Origin of the sequence: Cedecea sp. P7760, assembly GCF_013386425.1 — a bacterium.
GTDB classification, from domain to species: domain Bacteria; phylum Pseudomonadota; class Gammaproteobacteria; order Enterobacterales; family Enterobacteriaceae; genus Cedecea; species Cedecea selenatireducens.
Window position 1 is genome coordinate 1 of record NZ_JACARU010000074.1, and the last position, 21,191, is coordinate 21,191.

At 59.1% G+C, this 21,191-nt stretch carries 4 protein-coding genes; 1 reads left to right on the forward strand and 3 read right to left on the reverse strand.

Features of this window, described 5'->3' with window-relative positions:
- Positions 1 to 518 precede the first annotated feature (518 nt).
- Positions 519 to 1,370, forward strand: a complete 852-nt coding sequence (locus tag HX778_RS22015; RefSeq protein WP_176983068.1) for a hypothetical protein — start codon at positions 519 to 521, stop codon at positions 1,368 to 1,370.
- Positions 1,371 to 1,396: 26 nt separating this feature from the next.
- Here HX778_RS22015 and HX778_RS22020 read toward each other — a convergent pair whose 3' ends face one another.
- From HX778_RS22020 to HX778_RS22030, 3 genes are all read right to left on the reverse strand, one after another.
- A complete protein-coding gene (locus tag HX778_RS22020) occupies positions 1,397 to 2,572 on the reverse strand; it encodes an HlyD family type I secretion periplasmic adaptor subunit (protein WP_038472078.1) in 1,176 nt (391 codons plus the stop codon).
- Positions 2,569 to 4,746 (reverse strand): type I secretion system permease/ATPase, encoded by a 2,178-nt coding sequence (locus tag HX778_RS22025; protein WP_176983069.1) that lies wholly within the window; start codon positions 4,744 to 4,746, stop codon positions 2,569 to 2,571. The genes HX778_RS22020 and HX778_RS22025 overlap by 4 nt, the downstream gene beginning before the upstream one ends.
- 139 nt (positions 4,747 to 4,885) lie before the next feature.
- Complete coding sequence (locus HX778_RS22030; protein WP_176983070.1) at positions 4,886 to 21,130, reverse strand: Ig-like domain-containing protein; 16,245 nt, start codon at positions 21,128 to 21,130, stop codon at positions 4,886 to 4,888.
- Positions 21,131 to 21,191: the final 61 nt, after the last annotated feature.

A 21,191-nucleotide genomic window follows, 5' to 3' on the forward strand; every position in this document is an offset into this window, starting at 1 on the left:
CTTAACAACAGCGCTATCAACGAATGCAGATTGTTTGCAATGTCTTTCAGGCGTTCGCTACTGGCGTCGTACTGGCGGGAAAACTCCGCGTTGAAAATGTCATTTGTATCGTGCATCACATCGCCTCTGATGGATTTTCGGTGGAAAACTGGGCAATAAACACCCAATAAACTCATGTAACTTACGATATTTATAAGTAATCTTAAATTATTTTCCTGATGACATTTTTGCTCGAAACGATATACAGGAAATAAATCTTCCAATAAAGGAAGTCTTACTTCCCGTAAATGAAACAAAACATGACATCAGGTAACAACAAGCATCTTTCGTTACGAAAAAAGTAAAGATCGATAAAGTTCCGAGGATCCCATTTCATTATATGTGAACAATGATATAATTGGCAGCGGACTTACTCTGCATTCAAATAAATAAAATAACGTGTCACCTGCCTTTTATCACTGGCCTCAGACACTCATTTTACGGGAAATAACCCCGTAGCTGAATACCGAGAAAATAATATGACGCAACACCAACTCCAGGACACCATCGCCCGCTACAGTCAGCAATTAAAAAAGCATCCCTGCTTTCGCGAGGCCATTCGACATCATTATGACTCCCTGCTGGTAACCTATAAAAAACAGCCGCTCTTTTATAAAACAATTCTGCAAAGCTCCCGCTTTCATGTGGTGCTGGCGCTGCTGTGCTTTCACTACGGCGATCGCAAGGCCGTGCTGGCGGATATCAAAGAGTTCTGCGTAAAAATGGAGCTAACCAGCCTCAACACGGTGAATTCTCTGGTCACGCTGCTGCGCATTACCGGCAGAATGTCGCTGGAAAAAAGTGAGGATGACCGCCGGGTGCTGCTGTATAACCCCAGCGTGAAAGGCCTCAATGAAACCCGCAGCTATATGCAGATTTCTATTCCTTCACTGAAAATGCTGCTGCCGGAGAGCGTGCTTTCTATTCACGCTCTTGACGATAACAACACCTTTGAAAATTTTTTTCGCCGCAGCGCCAACCTGTTATTTGATGAGGTCATATTGAGTAGACTGGTGCCTAATAGCGCGATGTTTGTCGATAAAGACGCCGGACATATTATTATCCTCAGAATATACCTGATGGCTGCACAGAGTGAAGATGGCAAATGGTGGCTACGTCCCAATTACAACAAAACGGCGAAAGATCTGTCAGTGTCGAGAATGCACCTGAGACGCATCGTTAATTGCGGTATCATGGCGGGATTATTTAGCGAAGATAGCGCAGGCGTATTAGAAATACACAACGGCTTTATGGAAATGGCTGAGTCCTACTTTGGCTTTTATTTCTCGTTTATTCTGTACGGGCTTAATATCGACCCAACCAACGTATAAAAATGCCGGCTTTCGCCGGCTTTTTTTTATCTTTCTCGCAGCGCTTCGCTGGCTTTATTCAACGGTTTCAACAGGTAATCGAGTACCGATTTACTGCCGGTTTTAATGTCCACGGTTGCAATCATGCCGGGGAAGATGGGGAACGATTTTCCCTCCCGGTTTTCCAGCTGGCTGGCATCGGTACGGATGTAGACCCGGTAGTAGTAAACGTCACGCTTCACCTCATCCTGCAGCGTATCCGGCGAAATGGTGGTCACCACCCCTTTCAGCCCGCCATAGATGGAATAGTCGTAGGCGGTAATTTTCACCAACGCCTTTTGCCCTGGGTGAATAAAGGCGACGTCGCGCGGCGAGATTTTTGCTTCAATCAGCATCTGGTCATCCAGCGGTACCAGCGTCATCAGCTTGCCGTTAGGAGGAATCACCCCGCCCACGGTGGTGACCTCAATGCCTTTCACAATCGCCCGCACCGGTGAGGTAAACTTCAGGCGCGTCAGCGAGTCTGTCCGCCCCCGCATCACCGAGCGCTGAGTTTCAATTTCCTCGTTGGTTTTTGCCAGTTCTTCACGAGCGCGCACGTAGTACTGGTTTTGCATTTCGGTGATTTTGTTTTCCAGCTCATTTTTTTGCCGCTGCAGGCGCAGAACTTCCACGCTGCTGGCGGCACCCTGTTTGACCAGCGGCTGGGTCATCGCCAGTTCGCGCTGCACCAGCGAGACGGCCTCACGCAGCCCGGCGACGCCTTTTTCAAGGCTGCTACGGCGTGATTCGTAGAGCGCCGTCTCCTGGCGCACCAGGTCGCTATCACCGGCCAGCATGTCGGGGAAGACCAGCGCCGTAGCGCCGACTTCGGCCTTCAGGCGTGCGGCGGTGGCCATCGCCGCGTGGAGGCGTGATTCACTTTCCTGCACGCCGGACTCGGTTTTCGTGCGGTCAAGCTGCGCCAGCACCTGGCCCCGCTCAACGATGTCCCCCTCATGAACGTCCAGCTTGTAGAGGATCCCGCCCTCGAGGGACTGAATAACCTGCTCCCGTGACGACGGCACAACTTTCCCCGAGCCGGTCGTAACCTCATCCAGGCTAAAGAAATTAGCCCAAAGCACAAAAACCAGCAGCATCAGCCCCAGCGCCCAGGCTACCAGGCTCGATCGCGGCAGCGCAGGCTCTTTCAGGCGGCTGTTATAGCGTGTGATGTCGTTCATCCCTGCACCTCCGGCGCGATGTCAGGCTTAAGCGTCGCCGTCCTACGCGGGGCGGCTTTATTCTCCATCCCGTGCAGCTGTAAAATTTTGTCTCGTGGGCCGTCCATGACAATGCGGCCGTTATCCAGCACGATGATTCGGTCTACCAGCTGCAGGATGGGCATCCGGTGCGTGGCGACCACCAGCGTGCGGTTGCCCAGCCACGGAGCCAGGTTAGCGATGAGCTGCTGTTCGCTGATTTCATCCAGCCAGGCCGTCGGCTCATCCAGCAGCAGGATCTGCGGTTGCAGGATGAGGGTTCGCGCCAGCAGCAGCGCCTGCCGCTGGCCGCCGGACAGGCCTGCGCCCCCTTCGGTAATCAAATAGTTGAGGCCATTTTTCTGCTTCTGAACAAAGCCCAGCGCGCCGCTAAGCGTCAGGGCGCGATGGATCTCTTCGTCACTTGCCAGCGGACGGCCCATGGTCAGGTTGTCGCGGATCGAGCCGAAGAATAAGCGAGCCTGCTGGCTGAGCAGGGTCATATCACGACGCAGATCGGCGGTGTCGAGCTGGCCGAGGCTGATATCATCCAGCAGGATCTGCCCGTGCTGCGGCGTTTGCATCCCCGCCAGCAGCTGTAAGAGCGTGCTTTTGCCGGAGCCGTTCCGTCCCAGCACCGCGATTTTCTCCCCGGCGGTGATGGTCAGCCGCGCAATGTCCAGGTCGTTAACCTTTTCTTCTTCGTCGTAGTAAAACGCCGCATAGTTAAACTGGTAGTTCCCCTGCAAATGCGCTTTATGCACTTTTTTGCCCTGCTCCGGATCGTCCAGCGGGCGCTGCATCAGGTCGTCCAGCCCTTTACGCGCCACCTTCGCCTGCTGCCAGCGCGATAGCACGCCGGATATCTGCGCCAGCGGAGCAATAGTGCGGGAAGCCAGAATGGAGGTACCAACCAGCGCCCCGGTGGTCATATCGCCGTTAATCACCAGGTAACACCCTACCAGCAGCACCACGGCGTAGACGATAGACTGAACTTCCTGGGTCCAGGTCATCAGCAGGCTGGTCAGCCAGCGCTGCTTCATGCCAACCCCGGCCGCCACGTCGTTGGTGTTATTCCACTGGTTCTGGAACCGCTGCTCGGCACGCAGCAGTTTGATGTCTTCGATGGACTGAACGGCCTCCACCAGCGTGGCGTTGCGGATGGCCGACTCACGCATGCCCTCGTTCGAGAGGTGCGCCAACGGACGCTGCACCAGCAGGCCGGGGATCAGCAGCAGAGGGATCGCCAGCAGCACCACAAACACCAGCGGGCCGCCAATCAGCCAGAGAATAAAGACAAACAGCAGGAAGAACGGAATGTCCGACACCGTGCCGATGGTGGTGGAGGTGATAAGCTCGCGAACCGACTCCAGCTCGCGAATCTGCGAGATAAACGAGCCGGTTGATTTAGGCCGTGCGCTGTTTTTAATGCGCAATGCCCTGGAGAAAACCCGGTCGGAAATGCGCAAATCGGCCCGCTTGCCGACCACGTCGGCTATGTGGACGCGCAGCATACGCATGGTAAATTCAAAGAGAATCGCCAGCATCACGCCGCCAAACAGTACCCACAGCGTGGGGACAGATTGTGAAGGCACCACCCGGTCATACACCTGCATGGAGAAGATCATCCCCGCCAGCGCCAGCACGTTAGCCGCCATCGCCACCAGCATGATGTCGCCGTAGCGTTTCCAGTCTTTCAGCGCCAGCGTCCAGAACCAGTTTTTTTGGTACGGCTTGACGTAGTCGTCCACTCGCGCGTCGGGGATAGAGTTCAGCGGGCGCAGCAAAAACAGGCCTTTCAGCCTCTGCGACAGCGCTTCACGGCTGACCACGGTTTCCAGGCCTCCGTCGCCGCTAAGCTGTATGCTGAGCTGCCAGTGCTTATCCATGTGGGTCAGCACCGCCATCTGGCCGTCATTAAGCTCCGCGACCAGCGGCAAACGCCAAGGATCGATAAGCGTGACATCCGCCGGGACGCTGCGCAGGGCTAATCCAAGCTGACGAGCCATATCTTCCAGCACCAGATGATGGGGACTTTGGCTTTCCTGGTTAACCACCACGCGCACGTGCTCTTCCGAGAAGTCCAGCCGATAGTGGCGCGCTACGGCCAGCATGGCCTGCAGCCAGGGTTCATAGCGGGTATGCGTTGAAGTCATCGTGTCTCACGTCCTGCGAAAGTGGCAAAAAGCGCCGGTGTTGCCCTTTCTGCGGCTTGTTTCATAAACATGTTTTATACCGGGTAATAAAGATAAGCGGCCAGAATGCCGCCGGACTTAAAGCCCGGCGGCACTAACGTTAAATAACCACCAGCTGGTGGTTCGCCAGCAGCGTGGCGAGGTCGGTCTGTACCCCGTTCAGCGTCACCACGGTGGTTGGGTCAAAGACGCCGCCCTTACCGTCGCGGTCAATCTGAATCTCGGTGCTGCTGCCGTTTTGTACCACTTTGATGTAGTCGCCGATGTTGCCTGCCCCGGCACCCAGCTGTGCGACACCATTGATGTAGTGTGCGGAAGCATCTCCGGCGTAACCGCTGCCCTGCAGCAGCTCGCGCAGGTCAATGCGGTCGCTGTCTGCGGTGCCTTCCCAGGTCCCGACGCTGAAGCCATTGACGACGTCATGGCCGTTACCGCCGGTGGCATCCGACCCGTTCAGCAGCTTGTAGAGCAGCGTATCGTGCCCGCCGCTGCCGATGTTGAAGGTGTCGTTACCGCCGCCGCCTTCGAAGGTGTTATTCCCGCTATTGCCGGTAATCACATCGTCATGGCTGGAGCCGACGATCCCTTCGATATTGCTAAAGGTGGCGGTATTAAACCCGGTGTTCTGCGCCCCGGTTTTACCCAAATCGACGGTGACGCCCACGCTCGAGTTACGGAAATCAACCACATCCATTCCACCCGTCGAGCTCCAGGTCTGGTGTTCGGAAGACGTTTCCCAGCCGCCGCCGCCGTTGTAGACATAAGTGCCCTGCTCGGCGATAAACGTATCGTTGTAGCCGGTGCCGGTGAGCGTGCCTCCGTGTACGCCGGTCGCGGCATCTGCCGTCAGGGCATAGCTTTCTCTGCCATCGCCAGCGGTGAGTCCATTCCAGGTCGTGTTGCTGGAGACGCCGTTGATCGCCCGCACCAGCTCGGCATGGTAGGTTTCATTCGGGTTGAGGCCGTAGAAGCTCACCAGCGCCGAAGCGTCGTTGATGCCGATCCCCGACTGGGCGTTAATCACCTGGCTTGCCACCAGTTCACCCGCCGCGTTATAGAGCTTCACCGTGTTGCCGAAGAACACGTTAATGCCCTGGCTGTCGACAATTTTCAGGTGAATCGCCGTGCCCGGTGCCACGGCGTTGGTGTTCCGCTCCAGCGTCACGCTGCCGTTTTGGCGGAAGATCAGCAGGTCCTGCGCGCCGTCCCAGTCGTAGTCGACCAGCGCCGCGCCGGAGACCTGGCTGGTGGTCGCCGAGCCGAACTTCGACGAGGTGAAGCTTGCCACGCCCTTCAGCCCGTCGTTGGTGTACATATACGACTGCCCGCTGTTGGCCAGCTTGATGATGTCCATCCGGCCGTCCATGTTCCAGTCCACCGCCACGCTGACCGTACCGTTGTACTTCTCGGTGCCAACCGCCGTGCCGGCTAGCAGATTGCCTTTGCCGTCGTTCGTCATCAGCAGGCCGCCGGTGCCTGCCCGTGACATCCCCATGTAGAGGTCCATGTAGCCGTCACCGTCGAAGTCAGCCCAGGTCATGCTCACCGAGTTGTTGGCGGCGGCAGAACCCGTTGCGCTGTACATGGTGTTGATGAAGTTCTGGCCCCAGGTAAAGGTGCCATCACCTTTGTTAAACATGGTGGACAGCGCATAGTAGTTGTTGCCGTTGGTGGTGTGCTGAGCAATATCCACCATGCCGTCGTTGTTCAAATCCACGCCTGAAGCTTCAATCAGGCTGTTGTAGTTGCCGACTTTAGCCCCGGAGACAAAGTTGATGTACGTTCCGGCGCCGGAGGTCCCTACCAGCTTGCCGGCGTTGTTATTCACAAAGGTGCTGGAGTCCGGCCCGCCAGCATCGCCCATCACAAAGTCAACGTAGCCGTCACCCTGGAAGTCAATGGCCACGACGGCGCCATACCACAACAGCGCGCCGACCGAGGCGCTGCTGCCGGGGCTGGTTGAGGTGTAGGTTCCATCCCCGTTGTTCATCAACTGGGCGATGTAGCTGTAGTTGGTGCTTTCCACCAGCATATCCGCGTGGCCGTCGCGGTTGATGTCCGCATAGGCACCGGTGGTGTAGCTCCCGTTCATCGTGAAGTTTCCGCTCACTTTGTAAGTGTTGCGGTCGCTCGAGGTGGCGAACTGCTGGTTGCTGGCAAACGTCCACATGCCGTTTTCGTCGAGCATAAAGCTGGCGGCAATGGCGTTGGTGGCGCTGGTAAAGGACCAGGCTGGCGACATCGACGCTTCTGCACCTACCACCACCGTGCCGTGCGTGACATCTACGCTGTTGCCGTTGCCCGCGCTGCTTTTCACCTGCGCCGTAACGTCATAGCTCTTTAACGAAAGCACATCGGCGTCCGGGATTTGCAGATACCAGGTGTTAGAAGAAGGATCGACCACCACCGCACCGCCGCGATCGGAGGTGTAGGTCTTGCCGTTCACCGTCACCACCACGAACTCGCCGTGCACCAGGCTTGCATCCACGCTGCCGGTGATAATTGGCGTGGTGTCAGTGGTGTTTAAACCGTCAACCAGCGCTTTGGTGGTCGGCACCGAGGTGTCGACCGTCAGGCTAAAGTCGTTAGATTCGGTGTAGTTCCCCGCTTTGTCCGTCACTCGCAGAACGTAATGATAGTTTCCGTCCAGCAGGCCGGAGTCCGCGAACGTCCAGTTGGTGCCGCCGGTGATGGTCACTTTGCCCACCAGCACGCCGTCGCGGAAGATCTGTGCGATTTCGCCGTCGGCCAGCGCCTGGTTCAGCGTGCCGTTTAGCACCGGCGAGGTGTCGTCGGTAGAATAGCTGCTGTCGAAATTACCGGTACGTTCGCCGTCGTTGTCGGTATAGCTGACGATGCTCCCCACGGTGTCCGGAGCCACGGTGTCAACGGTTACCAGCTGGTTTGCGGTTGATCCGACGTTTCCGGCCTGGTCGACAATGCGAACCTGGTAGACATAGTCGCCATCGGCCAGGGTGCGGCCATCAACGTAGTGCCAGGCGGTCCCGTTCACCACGGCATCGACCCAGGTTTTACCGCCGTCGAGGCTTACCTGTACGCGCTCATCGCTCGCCAGCGCATGGCCGAGCGTGCCGTTCAGCGTCAGCGTGGTATCCATGGTGATAAAGTCGCTGGCGCTCTGCCCGGTATCGTCAGAGATACCGTCAATGGTGATGCCATAGTTTGGCGCGACGGTATCCACCGTCACCGTCTGGCTGGTGGTTGCGCCCACGTTTCCGGCAAGGTCGACGACGCGAACCTGCCAGGTATGGTCGCCGTCCGCCAGCTGGCGTCCGTCGGTATAGCTCCAGCTGGTGCCGTTCACCGAGGTGGCATAAACCCAACTGACTCCGCCGTCGAAGCTAATCTGGACGAATTCATTGTTGCCGAGCGCCGTCCCCAGAGAACCGTTCAGCGTCAGCGTATTATCGTTGGTGATAAAATCGCTGTTGCTGAAGCCGCTGTCGGTGGTGATGCTGTCGACGGTCACGGTGATGGACGCGTCCGGCGGCGTGGTATCCACAGTGACGTTCTTAGAGGCGCTTTGCCCAACGTTACCGGCATCGTCAACCACGCGAACCAGGTACTGATAAGTGCCGTCGCTGAGGGTTCTGCCGTCGTTGAAGTACCAGGTTGTGCCAACCGTGACTACCGTCTGCCAGGTCTTCCCGCCGTCCAGGCTTATCTGCACGTATTCCCCCGCCAGCAGCGACGCGCCCAGCGAACCGTTCACCGTCAGCGAGGTATCGCTGGTGACAAAGTCGGTGCTGCTCAGCCCCGTATCGTTGCTGATGCTGTCAATCGAGACGGTTTTACTCGCGTCCGGTGCCACGGTATCTACCGTTACCAGCTGGCTGGTGGTTGCACCGACATTGCCCGCCTCGTCGACAACGCGCAGCTGATAGAGATAATCACCGTCTGCCAGCGTACGCTTATCAATGTAGCTCCACGTGGTACCGCTAATACTCACGTCAATCCAGGTTTTCCCACCGTCAATGCTGATTTGGGCGTGTTCGCCCGCCGCCAGCGGAGCGCCGAGCTTGCCGCTGAGGGTCAGGGTATTGTCGTTGGTAATAAAGTCGTGCGCGTCCAGACCTGTATCCTGGCTAATAGCTTCGACAGTAATGGTCTTACTGGCGTCCGGCGCCACGGTATCGATGGTCACATTCTGCGTTGCCGTCGAGCCAACGTTGCCCGCATTGTCGATGACGCGCACGTTATAGGTCACGATGCCGTCCGGCAGAGTGCGCCCGTCGGCATAGCTCCATGATTTGCCGTTAACCACCAGATCAATCCAGCTTGCCCCACCGTCAAAGCTAATTTGCGCCTTCTCATTGTTACCCAGCGCCCCGCTCAGGGAACCTTTTACGACGACCTTGTTGTCGGCGGTAATAAAGTCGCTGGCGCTCAGCCCGGTATCGTTTTGCAGCGAGTCAATGGTGATGGTCATCTGCGGTGGCGTGGTATCCACCGTGATGGTACGGTCGGCCCCCGCACTGTTGCCGATGCTGTTGCTGACGCTGGCGTGAATAACGTATGCGTCGCCGTCCGCCAGGGCGGATACCGCGCTGCTGCCAAGGGTGTAGCTCCAGGTCCCGTCGCCGTTCACCGTCGTGGTGTATTTCTGCCCGTTCAGCGTAATGGTCACGGTTTGCCCCGCAGGAGCATTGGTGACTCCGCTCAGCACCAGCGGTGTGCCGTGCTCCGCCGCGCTGACGATATCGTCCCCGGCAAAGGTGTTAATGCTGATGGTAGGCACTTCACCGCTCAGGGTGACCTGCTTGTCCGCGCTGCTGCCGTTGCCCGCTTTATCGCTGACGCTCGCAGAGATTTGATAGCTGCCGTCCGCCGCGCCCAGGAAATCCTGAGCAGGCACGGTCACAGACCAGGTCCCGGTATCGCTAACCACCGCCTTGTAAGCGTGATTATTGAAGGTCACGGTAATCGTCTGCCCAGGCTGGGCGCTGGTCGTCCCGCTGATAACCTGGCCTGCCTGCTGCTCGGCGCTGTTGATGATGTCGTCCCCGGCCACCTTGTCGAAGGTGATGGTCGGCGCGGTCGTGTCCACCGTCAAAGTACGGTCCGCGCTGCCCGGGTTCCCGGCTTTGTCACTCACTGCGGCATGAACGGAGAAGTCGCCGTCAGCGAGCTTTGCCAAATCTTCAGCGGCCACGGTGAGGCTCCAGGAGCCATCTGCCTGAACCGTGGCTTCATAGCTTTCGCTGCCCAGCTTAACGGTGACTTTTTGCCCGGCTTCTGCGCTGCTGGTGCCGCGAATCGTTAACGGCTGCTGCTGTTCGGCCGCGTTGATCACGTTGTCGCCGGAGATGTCGGCAATGGTGACTATCGGCGCAGCTGTGTCGACGCTGATATTGTGGGTCGCCGACGTCGCGTTATTCGCGCTGTCTGTCGCCGAGGCCATCACCGTGTAGCCGCTGCCGTGCGCCAGATTCTGCACCTGGTTTGCCGGGACGGTTAAGCTCCAGCCGCCGCCCTGCTGAATAGTGGCGCTGTACTGAATGCCGTTTAACGTGACCGTGACCTGAGTGCCCACGGCCAGCTCGGTGCTGCCGCCGCTAATCACCAGATCCTGCTGAGCTTCCGCAGCGTTAATCACGTCATCCTGGCTAATGGTGTCGATGGTCAGCCCGATGCGGGCGGCGTTAACCTCAACCGTGTGGGAGTTCGTTCCCTCGTTTCCGGCGCTGTCGGTCAGCGTGGCGGTAATCGTCGCCGTGCCGTTTTTCAGCGCTGAAACCGCCGAGGCCGGCACGCCCACGCTCCAGTTGCCGTTGGCATCCACCTGAGTAACGTACTGAATCCCGTCGAGGGTGATGACGATTTTGTTCCCTGCTGCCGCGCCAGTGCTTGAGCCAGAGATAATTTGCGCCTGAGCGTGCTCTTCAAGGTTGATGATGTCGTCACCCGCCACGACGTTAAAGCTGACGGTCGGCGCGGTGGTGTCCAGCGTCATGTTCTGGCTGCCGGTGGTTTTGTTGCCTGCCGCATCGCTGACGTCAACTTTTACCGCATACTGGTTATCCGCCAGCGCGCCCAGGGCGGTTGAATCAAGCGTAATGCTCCAGGTGCCGTCCGCTTTCACTACGCCGGTGTAGGTTTTTCCGTCCAGAGTCAGGGTAACCGTCTGCCCGGCCTCCGCATTTGACGTCCCGGTGACGGTCACGCCTGCGCCTGCTTCTGCAGCGTTAATCACGTTGTCCGTGGCGATCGGGTCGATAGTCAGCCCCGGTGCCGTGGCGTCAACGCTGAACTCACGCTCCGCGCTGGCGCCGTTCCCGTTCACGTTAGTGACGCTAACTTTCACCGAAGCATCGCCGTCCTTCAGTCCGGCCATATCGTTTGCCGGCACGCTGTAGTGCCAGCTGCCGTCGGATTCAACCTGGGCCGTGTAGGTGTGGCCGCCGAAGATAATAGTGACGGTTTGCCCCGCCTCAACGTTTTGGGTTTTACCGGAAAGCACCAGGTCTGCCCCTTTCTCGGCGGCATTAAGCACGTTATCTGCGGTGATAGCTTCAACGCTGACCGCGACCGGAGTGAGATCGACCGTCACGGAGCGATCGATAGAGATCGGATTGCCCGAGCTGCTGCTGCCCGCCGCCGTCACGTTGATATTACCCGCCGCCCACAGGCTGACATCTTCCGCCGGAACGGCAGCCGACCATGTGCCGCTCGCGCTAACCGTCGCCAGGTAGTTCTTGCCGTTAATGGTGACGGTGACGGTGCTGCCTTCGTTCATGCCGCTGGCGCTGCCGCTGATGATCAGGTTCTGATTGTGCTCGATGGCGTTGACGACGTCATCGCCGGCCACGGTGTTGATGCGGATGCCCGGCAGGCTGGCGTCAATCGTAAACTCACGGTCTGCCGTGCCGCTGTTGCCGTGGCCGTTGGTGACCGAAGCCGTGACGGTTAATTTTCCGTTACCCAGGGCGCTCAGCACGTCGGCCGGCAGGTCGAGGCTCCAGCTCAAATCACTCTGCACCGTCGCGGTGTAGGTTTTCCCACCCAGTTTTATAGTGACAGTGTCACCTACGGCGGCATTGCTGACCTTTCCGCTCAGGGTCTGGCCTGCCGCGATTTCCGCAGCATTAAGGACGTTGTCTGCGGTAACCGGGTTAATCGTGACGCCCGGGGCGGCAGTGTCCACCAGCAGATTAGCGTTGGCGCTGGCGCTGTTGCCGATGGCGCTGGTTGCGGTGGCTGTCAGCGTATAGTTTGCTTCACCCAGTCCGGCCAGGTCGCCCGGCCGAACGTCCACGCGCCAGTTGCCGCTGGCGTCGGTGGTTGCGGTGTAGTTTTTGCCGTTCAGGGTGACGATGACGGCGGTGCCCGGCGCCAGATTAGCGCTGGTGCCGCTCAGCGTCAGCACTTCGCCTTTTTCAATGGCGTTCAGCACGTTATCGCCGCTGATAGCATTGAAGTTTAGCGACGGCAGGCCGGTGTTAACCGTCACTTCATGACTGCTGCTGCCGGTGTTGCCGGCGCTGTCCGTCAGGCTGGCGTTGATGGTGACTTTACCGTCCGCAAGCTGGCTTACCACGCCGGCCGGGACGCCGATGCTCCAGTTGCCCGCCGCATCCACGGTGGTGGTCCAGCTGTTTGCGCCGATAGTCACGGTGATTTTATCCCCGGCAGCAGCGCCACGGCTGGAACCGGAGATAATCTGTGCCTGCCCGTGTTCGGCGAGGTTAATCACGTCGTCGCCGGCGACCACGCCAAACGAAATGGACGGCACGGTGACGTCCACGCTCAGGTTATGGCTCGCGGAGGATCCGTTGCCTGCGGCATCGCTGACGCTGGCTTCAACGGTATACACGCCGTCGCCAAGCGCGGAGGCTTTGTCAACCGGAACGGTTACGCTCCAGCTGCCGTCGGCCTGCACGGTGCCGGTATAAGTTTCATTGTTCAGCTTCACGGTCACGGTCTGGCCCGGCTCCGCGTCGCTGGTGCCGGTAATCACCAGCGGCTGCCCGGCCTCGGCGGCATTGAGCACGTTATCCCCGGCGAGGGTGTTGATTTGCAGAGTCGGGGCTGCGGTATCCACGCTGATTTCACGCCCGGCCGATGCCCCGTTGCCGCTCACGTTAGCGACGCTGACTTCCACGGAAGTTTCGCCGTCTTTCAGCCCTTGCATATCATTAGCCGGGACGGTGAATTTCCAGCTGCCGTCGCTCTCTACCTGAGTGGTGTAGGTGTGCCCCGCAAAGGTAATGGTGATTGTCTGCCCGGCTTCCACATTCTGTGTTACCCCGGAGAGCAATAAATCAGCGCCTTTCTCGGCGGCGTTCAGCACGTCGTCTCCGGCAATCTGGCCGATGGTTATCGCCACCGCGTTGAGATCCACATTGACGGTATGATCGATGGAGACTGGGTTACCTGAACTGCTGGTTCCGCCTGCAGAAAGGGTGATATCTCCGGCCTGCCACTGGCTGACTTCGTTTCCTGGCACCACGGTCTGCCAGCTGCCGTCGGCCCGCACCGTTGCGGCATAGTCTTTACCGTTGATGGTTACGGTTACCGTGCTGCCTTCGTTCAGGCCGCTGCTGGTGCCGTTGATCACCAGGTTCAGGCCATGTTCAATGGCGTTGATAACGTCATCGCCCGCAATGGTATTAATCCGGATGCCCGGCAGTGCCGCATCGATGGTGACGTCGCGCGAACCGGTGCCGGTGTTACCCGCCCCGTCCGTCACGGAGGCGTTAATTTTAAGCGAGCCGTCGCCGAGCGCGGTCAGCACGTCCTTGCCAAGGGTCAGGCTCCAGGTAAGATCGCTTTGCACCTTAGCGGTGTAGTTCACGCCGCCAATGTTAATGGTCACGTCCGCCCCGGCCTGCACGCCGGTCACGCGCCCGGTAATCATCTGACCAGCCGCCAGCTCTGCGGCATTGATAATGTCGTCGATCGCCACGGCATTGATGATAATGCCCGGCAGCGTAGAGGCGACTTCCAGGGTGCTGCTCTGGCTGCCAGCGTTGCCCACGCCGTTGCTGGCGCTGACGGAAACATCATAGAAGGCCTCGCCAAGCTTGCCAACGTCGCCCGCAGGGACGGTAGTGGTCCATTTACCGTCGTCACCCACGGTGGCCGCATAGTTTTTACCGTTCAGATTCACCGTCACCGACGTCCCGGCAGCAAGGCCGGTAGACGAGCCGCTAATTACCACATCCCCCGTTTTCTCATCGGCGTTGAGGATGTTATCCCCCGCAATGGTGTCGATGCTCAGGGTTGGCGCGACGGTATCCACCTTAAAGGTATGCGAAGCATCGCCGGTATTGCCCGCTTTGTCGGTAATAGACGCGGTCACCGTGTAAGTATTGTCGCCCAGCGCGCTGATATCAGCCCGCGGCACGCCCACGCTCCAGTTGCCGTTCGCGTCCACCACGCCGGTATAGCTTTTATTTCCCAGCGTGACGGTAACAATATCGCCAGCCTGCGCGCCGCTGCTGGTGCCGGAAATCACCTGCGCCTGGCCGTGCTCGGTCTGGTTAATCACATCGTCGGTAGCGATGGTGCCGATGGTCACTTTAGGCACGGTTACGTCTACCAGCACGTCGCGGCTGGCGCTGCCTGGGTTACCGGCGCGGTCTTCTACGCTTGCGGTAACGGTGATGTTACCGTCGACCAGCTTGCCAACGTCCGCTGCAGGTACGCTCAGGCTCCAGCTGCCGTCTGCTTTGACCGTTGCCTGATAGCTTTCGCCGTTCAGCTGGACGGTCACTGTCTGGCCCGCCTCTGCGGTGCTCGTTCCGCTGATAATCAGATCCTGCTTCGCCTCTGCGGCATTCAGCAGGTTATCCTGGCTGACTGGGTCAACGGTCAGCGCCGGGACAAGGCTGTCGACGCTGACGTTTTGCGCCGCTTCGGTGCTGTTGCCATTTTTGTTGGTGACGCTCACCTGCACGGCGGTGTCACCCTCTTTCAGGTTCACCATATCTGCCGCCGGAACGGTGTATTTCCAGCTGCCGTCCGCCTGAACCGTGGCGGTGTAGGTGTGCCCGGCAAAGGTAATGTTGACGGTCTGCCCCGGCTCTACGTTTTGCGTCATGCCGGAGAGTTCGAGATTGGCGCCTTTTTCGGCGGCATTCAGCACGTTATCGCCGGTTATTGCGTTAATGCTGATGACCACTTCGCTGAGATCGACGGTCACCTGATGCTGGATAGCCACATCGTTGCCCGCGCCGCTGCTGCCCTTCACCTCAAGGGTGACGGCACCTTCAGCCCAACGGGCGACATCTTCCCCTGGTACGGCGGCCTGCCAGCTGCCGTCCGCGCGGACTGTTGCCGCATAGTCTTTGCCGTTGATCGTTACGGTCACCGCGCTGCCCGCGCTGAGGCCGGTGCTGGTGCCGTTGATAATCAGGTTCTGGTTATGTTCGATGGCGTTAATCACGTCGTCACCCGCGACGGTGTCCACGCGCAGCCCCGGCAGGTTCGCGTCGATAACGATATCCCGGCTGCCGCTGCCGGTGTTGCCGTGCCCGTTGGTCACAGAAGCGGTGATGGTCAACTCGCCGTTGCCCAGCGCGGTGAGGATTTCTTTGGAAACCGGCAGGCTCCAGCTCAAATCGTCCTGGACGGTCGCCTGATACAGCTTGCCGCCGAGATTAATAGTGACAATGTCACCTTTTATCGCCCCGGTGACGGTGCCGCTCAGCGTCTGGCCGCTGGCGATTTCCGTGACGTTGAGAATGTTGTCGCCGGTGACGCTGTTGATAGTGACGGTCGGCAAGGCGCTGTCGACCTGCACGTTGTGGCTGTCGCTGTTGCTATTGCCGTGGGCGTCGGTCACTGACGCGGTCACCGTGTAGTTAGCTTCGCCCAGCTTGCTGACGGCGGAAGCCGGGACCGTTGTGCTCCAGCTGCCGTCGGTTCCGGCCACGGCCTGATAATTAATCCCGTTCAGGGTGACGGTGATAAGGGTGCCCGCTGGCTGATTGCTGGTGCCTGAGAGCACCAGATCATCGCCCTTTTCCGTCGCGTTAATGACGTCATCTACCGCGATAGTGGCAACCGTAATAACCGGCAGCGCGGTGTTGACGGTCAGGGCATGATCGACGCTGCCGCTGTTGCCTGCCGCATCGGTGACGCTGGCAGTAATGGTGTAGCTGCCGTCCGCGAGGCCATGAATGACCGACGCCGGGATACCGACATTCCAGTTGCCGTTAGCGTCCAGCGTGGTGGTGAAGGTGAACGACGTTCCCTGCCCGTTGGTCACCACGACGGTAACCACATCCCCTGCGGCCGCCCCTGTGCTGGTGCCGCTCACGGTATGAGCCTGGTTATGCTCGCTGGCGTTAATAGTGTCGTCCCCGGCAACGGGGTCGATGGTCAGCTTCGGCTCGGTGATATCCACCAGCATGCCGCGATCGGCATTTGCCGGGTTACCGGCTTTGTCAGCGACAGACGCGCTGACGGTGATGATGCCGTCCTTGAGCGCGGCGAGGTCGTTAGCCGGCACGCTGACGCTCCAGCGGCCGTCAGGGCCGACCGTCGCGGTATAGTTGACGTTATTCAGCGTGACCGTCACTTCCTGCCCCGGCTCAGCGCTGCTGCTGCCGCTGACAATCAAAGGCTGTTTCGCCTCTGCGGCGTTAAGCAGGTTATTCCCGCTCAGCGGATCGATAATTAACGCAGGCGCGCTGGCGTCCACGCCGTATTCCTGGGCGGCATTCGCCGGGTTGCCGTTAGCATTGCTGACGCTGACGGTCACCTGGGCATCCCCGTCCTTCAGCTTCGCCATATCGGCGGCAGGCACGGTGTAGCTCCAGCTCCCGTCGTCATTGACGGTGGTGGTATAGCGATGCCCCGCAAACGTAATAGTAACGGTCTGGCCCGGCTCAACGTTGGTGGTGAGGCCGGAAAGTACCAGATCGGTGCCTTTTTCTGCCGCGTTCAGCACGTTATCCGCCGTGACGCTGTTTACGCTGATGGACACCGGCGCTAAATCGACATCGACGATACCGTCGATGCTGACCGGGTTTTTGGCGCTATCTTCTGCTTTAGCCGTTACCGTCAGTACGCCGTCAGGCCAGCCGTTGACATCCACGCCCGGTATCGCAGCGCTCCAGGTTCCATCGGCGTTAACCGTTGCCAGATAGTCTTTGCCGTTCAGCGTGACGGTAACTACGCTGCCTGCGTTCAGACCGCTGCTGGTACCGCTGACGATCAGGTCCTGGCTATGCTCCGCCAGGTTGATAACATCGTCGCCCGCGATCGTATCGATGCGCAGGCCCGGCAGTTGGGCATCGATGGTAATGTCATGTTCCGTGCTGCCGGTGTTGCCCCGCCCGTTGGTGACGGAGGCGTGGACGGTAAGCTCGCCATCGCCCAGCGCGGTGAGCATTTCTTTGCTCAGCGGCAAATTCCAGCTCAGGTCGCTCTGTACGATAACGGTATAGCTTTTGCCGCCAAGAATGACGGTAACTTCATCGCCTGCCGCCGCGTTGATCACGCTGCCGCTGAGTACCTGCCCGGCGTTAACCTCCGCGAGGTTAATGATGTTATCGCCCGCGACGGTGTTAATGGTGATAATCGGCAGAGAACTGTCGACCAGCACGCTGTGGCTGGCAGAATTGCCGTTGCCGCTGGCGTCCGTGACGGAAGCGTTCACGGTATAGCTGGCTTCACCCAGCCTGGCGACGTCCAGCGCCGGGATCTTCACGCTCCACGCATTGCCGTTGACGACGGCCGCGTAGTCCACGCCGTTCAGATTGACGGTGATTTGCGTCCCGTCTGGCTGATTGCTGGTGCCGCTAATGGTGACTTCCGCGCTCTTTTCCGCCGCGTTAATCACATCATCCTGGGCGATGGCATTGATGGTGATTTGCGGCAGTCCGGTAGCAACGTCAAACGCCAGCGAGCTGCCGCCGACGTTGCCTGCTTTGTCCGTCACCACGACAGTTGCGGTGTATTTGCCGTCCGCCAGGCCGCTTATCACCTCTGCGGGCAGGCCAAGGCTCCAGTTGCCGCTGGCGTCCAGCACCGTTGAGTATTCCACGCCGTTAACGGTGATTTTCACGCTGTCGCCCACGGCGGCGCCGGTGGCCTTCCCGGACAATACCTGCGCCTGAGCATGCTCGGAGCGGTTAACGATGTTGTCGCCGGCGAAAGTATTGATGGTGACAACCGGCACGGTGGTATCGACCAGCATTCCGTGGCTGGTGCTGACCGGGTTGCCCGCTACGTCGCTGACGCTGGCGCTAACCGACCAGCTCCCGTCGGTCAGGTTAGCCAGGTCGGCAACCGGTACGGTAACGCTCCAGGTGCCGTCGGCCAGCACCAGTCCGGTGTAGCTTTGGTTGTTGAGGCTTACGGTGACCGTTTGTCCCGGCTGGGCGGTGCTGGTCCCGGTTATCACCAGATCCTGTGCCGCTTCGGCATGGTTAAGAATATTGTCGGCCGTGATGCTGTTCAGCGTGATGGCCGGGGGCTGGGTATCGACCAGCACTTCACGCGAGCCGCTGGCGCTGTTCCCGCTGACGTTGGTGACGCTGACGGAGACGTCGGCGCGGCCGTCAATCATGTCGCGCATATCCGCCGCCGGGACGGTATACGTCCAGTCCCCGTTTTCGTTAACGGTTGTGGTGTAGGTGTGCCCGGCAAACTTAATGACCACCGTTTGCCCGGCTTCCACGCCCAGGGTTTTTCCGCTCAGGGTGAGATCTGCAGCTTTTTCAACCGCGTTTAGCCTGTCGTCGCTGGTCACGCTGTTGATGGAGATAGCGACGGAGTTCAGGTCAACGTCCACCGGGCGGGAGGCCGCAACCGGATTACCTGATTCGTCGGCGGAGCTGGCAACCATCTCCAGCTTGCCGTTCGGCCAGCCAGCCAGATCGCCTGCCGGAATACCAATTTGCCAGCTTCCCGTGGCGCTCACTGCCGCCTGATAGTCCACGCCATTTATGCGCACGGTGATAATCGTGCCGGCATTGAGGTGCGTGCTGGTCCCCGTCACGGTCAGATCCTGATGCTGCTCGATGGCGTTAATCACGTCATCGCCGGAGACGGTATTGATGCGCAGCCCCGGAAGCTGGGCGTTGATATTGATGTCACGACTGCCGGAGCCGGTATTGCCGTGGCCGTTGGTCACGGAGGCGACGATTGAAACATCGCCGTCGCCCAGCGCCTGCAGGTCAGCCGCAGGAACAGTGGTGCTCCAGGTCAAATCGCTTTGTACGGTGGCGGTGTAGTTTTGACCGCCAATGTTAATGGTGACGGTGTCGCCCTGATGCGCCCCGGTGACGCGCCCGCTCAGCGTCTGATCGTTAGCGATTTCGCTGTTATTAACGCGGTTATCGCCCGCAAAAGTGGACACAATAACCGTTGGCAGGGCCGTATCTACCTGCAGCGTGGCCGTTGCCGTCCCGGTATTGCCGGTGGTATCCGTGCCGCTCACGCTAAGCGTGTAGGTAGTGTCCCCTAGCTTAACCACGTCGCTGACAGGAACCTGCACCTGCCAGACGCCGCCCTGAACTTGCGCGGTATAATTTACGCTATTCAGCGTCACGGTGACGGTGCTGCCGTCCGGCAAATTGCTGGTGCCGCTTAGGGTTAAAGGCTGGGTCGCTTCAGTGGCGTTCAGCACGTTGTCCTGGCTAATCGCGTTGAAAGCCACGTTCGGCGGGGTGGAGCTGACGGTGATGTCGTGCGTGGTGGAGCCCGTATTGCCGGCGGCATCGGTGATGGCCACGGTAATGGTGTTCTGTCCTTCCGGCAGCGAAGAGATAACCTCTTTAGGCACGCCGATGCTCCAGTTGCCGTTCGCCTGCACGGTGGTTTGGTAGGTTTCGCCCCCAATGGAAACGGTGATTTTATCGCCTGGCGCTGCGCCACGGCTGGTGCCGGAGATAACCTGCGCCTGCCCTTGTTCGCTGACGCTGAGAATATCATCCCCGGCCACGGTATTGACGCTGGCTTCCGGCGGTGTGGTGTCCACCAGCAGGGAAGAGGTTGTCGTCGTAGCGTTGCCCGCTTTGTCGCTGACGCTGAGGTTCAGCGTGTAGCTGTTGTCCGCCATCGCCTGCACGTCGGCCGCCGGAACCTCCATGCTCCAGCTGCCGTCTGCGCCCACGGTCGCGGTATAGGTTTTGCCGTTCAGCTTAAGGGTAACGACCTGCCCGGCTTCGGCGTCGGTTTTACCGCTGACGGTGACCGCCGCGTTATGCTCAGCGGCGTTGATAATGTTGTCGCCCGCGAGGGTGTCCAGCGTCAGAGTCGGGGCTTTGGTGTCTACTACCAGCGTTTCACTGGCAGAAATATTATTGCCCGCAGCGTCTTTGCCGCTGACGGCCACCGTCCAGCTGCCGTCGGCCAGGTTTTTAGCCTCGGCTGCCGGCACGGTTACGCTCCAGCTGCCGTCGCTGCCCACGGTAGTCGTATAGGTTTTGCCGTTCAGGGTGATGGCTAACGGCGTGCCGTTCGCCAGCTCTTTTGCGCTGCCGCTGATGACGACGTCATTTGCCTGCTCCGCCGCGTTGAGCATATTGTCGCCTGCGATCGTCGCGACGGTCAGTGAGGCCTGGGCGGTGACGACGTTGAGGGTTATCTCCCCGGCGGAGGTGATTTTATTGCCGTCAATTTGCACCACGCTGTAGGTGTGCGTGCCGTCCGGCTGCTCGCTCAGCAGAACCTTCCAGCTGCCGTTGCCGTCGACCATGGTGCTGGCAATGGTGTTGCCATTACCGTCTTTAACCTGAATCGTGGCGCCCGGCTGCCCGGAACCGCTGAAGGTTGGCGTTGAATCATCGGTAACCGCGTTGCTGCTCAACAGCCCTTTGCTGTCACCTTTGTTGTCGGTGACCGTAAAGGTCGGCCGGGCGCTTTCCACCTCGTTGGTGTTGTCGATAACTTCGGTGTGTGACTTGCCGCCGCCGTGTGCCAGCAGTGCGCCAATGCCCACCCCGCCTGCCACGGCACCGGCAACCCAGCCCCACGGCATGTCGCTCAGCAGCGAGCCGTCCATGAACGGCTCGATGGATTCGATCGGCACTGCGGTAGCGGTTAATTCAGTGCCCTGCGTCCCTACGGCCGCGCCCGCTTCGTCAAAAGTGATATGGGTCAGTTCTTTCCCGTCATCAAACACCAACTCTGAGTGGTGCCCCGCCCGCCCTTCTTCCTCCACGAAATAGCCGTTACAGCGAATGACGCTGCCGTCTTTCATGTACACCAGCAGATCGTTGCCCTGACGCACATAGTGCGCCACGTCTTTGGCACTGCCGTGAATCTGAATGATGGAGGGGGAAGAGAGCGAAACAGAGAGATTCCCGTCGCCGGTTACCAGGGTTTTCTCTGCATCTTTACGGGAAATAACGTCCAGAATCTTATTCATAGCACTTCTCCTTAAATATGCCGAAACGAGGCATATGTTCTTATTTTTTGGATGTGGGTAT

Bases quoted from the DNA above. Each gene is read 5' to 3' on its own strand.
- HX778_RS22020 (WP_038472078.1), bottom strand. From the start codon at position 2,572: ATGAACGACATCACACGCTATAACAGCCGCCTGAAAGAGCCTGCGCTG.
- HX778_RS22025 (WP_176983069.1), bottom strand. From the start codon at position 4,746: ATGACTTCAACGCATACCCGCTATGAACCCTGGCTGCAGGCCATGCTG.
- HX778_RS22015 (WP_176983068.1), top strand. From the start codon at position 519: ATGACGCAACACCAACTCCAGGACACCATCGCCCGCTACAGTCAGCAA.
- HX778_RS22030 (WP_176983070.1), bottom strand. From the start codon at position 21,130: ATGAATAAGATTCTGGACGTTATTTCCCGTAAAGATGCAGAGAAAACC.